The sequence below is a fragment of the Psychrobacillus sp. NPDC096426 genome (assembly GCF_044762745.1).
Lineage (GTDB): Bacteria > Bacillota > Bacilli > Bacillales_A > Planococcaceae > Psychrobacillus.
Genome location: NZ_JBIWEX010000058.1, coordinates 1 through 1,719 on the forward strand (window position 1 = coordinate 1; position 1,719 = coordinate 1,719).

The 1,719-nt window shown below is 32.6% G+C and carries 1 protein-coding gene and 1 pseudogene; one reads left to right on the forward strand and one right to left on the reverse strand.

Annotated features, from left to right (window positions below):
• Nucleotides 1–377 (forward strand): annotated as a pseudogene (locus ACIQYS_RS22375) (transposase); the annotation flags it as partial.
• Nucleotides 378–799: 422 nt separating this feature from the next.
• On the opposite strand, the gene ACIQYS_RS22380 reads toward ACIQYS_RS22375, so the two are convergent.
• Complete coding sequence (locus ACIQYS_RS22380) at nt 800–1,492, reverse strand: hypothetical protein (protein WP_402985244.1); 693 nt, start codon at nt 1,490–1,492, stop codon at nt 800–802.
• Between the last annotated feature and the right edge of the window lie 227 nt (nt 1,493–1,719).

Consider the following 1,719-nt stretch of genomic DNA (forward strand, 5'->3'; position numbering starts at 1 on the left):
ACTCAAAATCGTGCTGAAAATATCTTTCGCTTACTCAAAGTCCTGGATTCCAAAGGAAATGAATTACAACTCATCTCCAATCGATTCGATTTGAGGAGGAAATCTCCGAGATGTATAAAGCCCGTTGGGCAATTGAACTATTTTTCAAATGGATCAAACAACATTTGAATATCAAAAAGTTCTTTGGTCAAAGTGAATGGGCCATTCATAATCAAGTGTACATCGCACTCGTTGTCTATTGCCTGAATGTCTTAGCATAATTAGCGACGACGCAGAGTAAGCGAAAAATCCTACAAATTAGCCGTTACTTAAGAGCTGCACTCTGGAAACCTGCACATATCTGGATTCGTAAAATAAAAGGGACAGCAGTTCCTTAACAAATAAACTGTCGATGCCGCAAATGTCTAATTGTAAATAAAAACCAAATGGATGGACCCACCTCTATTAGAGTGTTTATCTTTTTGGCTCATAAAAAGAAATAATAATTGTAAGAATTTTCAATCATTATTTACGCAACGCTAGTGATATTTATTGATAGCATTTTTAAACCAATTGTAACTTTAAATTAAAGTTTGATCATAAGCATCTTCCAAACCCACATTTTACAATAAATAATAAGAACCCACTTTGACAAAAGAGTGATCAAAATGGGTTCTTATCCAGCATATTTAATTTGGTTTTTATAAAAAAAGTTGATTATTTCGCAAAGTGAATCTTTAACTAAAGCACCACGTTTAATAAGAGGTTGGTTTAGGAAAGATTTTAGTGTGTAGACAAAAGGCATTCGTATGAATCCATTCTATTCTAATTCATCTCTGGGAATAAAATTAATCTGTTTAGCTTGATACATATTATCTTTAAAAGTATAAATAATATGAATTTCACCTATAGATCCCCCAGCAGGAGCTATTGTCAGCCCTACTTTAGCCACTAATTTGTTGTCAATAACTTCAAACCTTAAAGTACTTCCAATAGCGACATTTTCAAATATATGTGATGGAACAATGTTTAATTCCTTGATATTTATTTTGTTCTTCTCCTTACCAATACTAACAATAGCTTTTGAACTACTCAATTTAGTTTTTACATTCTTGTTAATAATGGCCATTGGATTATCTACAAGTTTCTCTAATAAATCCCCGTTATTATCTACGTGAAACACATGAGGTTCTTGTATTATTACTCCAGTACCTGTATCGGTTGTTAAAACAATAACTATTTCTTTCCTACCATCATTATTAGTATCACTGTAATAGAGTTTTGGATAATACGTTATATTAGGGGAATTCAGCCATCTTGGGAAAAAATAAGTTTCTCCTTTCACAGTTAGTTTGAAATTCGTTAAATCTCCTTCTTTTTCAGTGGCATACAAAGTAAGTTCAGCTTCCGGTAAATTTCCAACAACTTTTTCAGCTGTGCTTGCCTTGGTCCCCATCGGAACTAAGAGTATTATCAATGTAAATATGGCTAGTTTTTTTAATATCCTGTTCATAATTCATCCTCTTTATTGATTAGTATGTTAGAGGTATCTTTTATTATTCACTAATATTATTTCTGATTTTACCTATTTAAGTGTAACAATTCACAATGGATTTCTAAGACCTACTTGATGTTTAGGATAAATATAAAGTAGGGAAACCATTCTCATGGCTTCCCCCTTATCAAACCGCACGTGCCTTATTAAGGCATACGGCTTACCCATATGTTTACAATGTTATC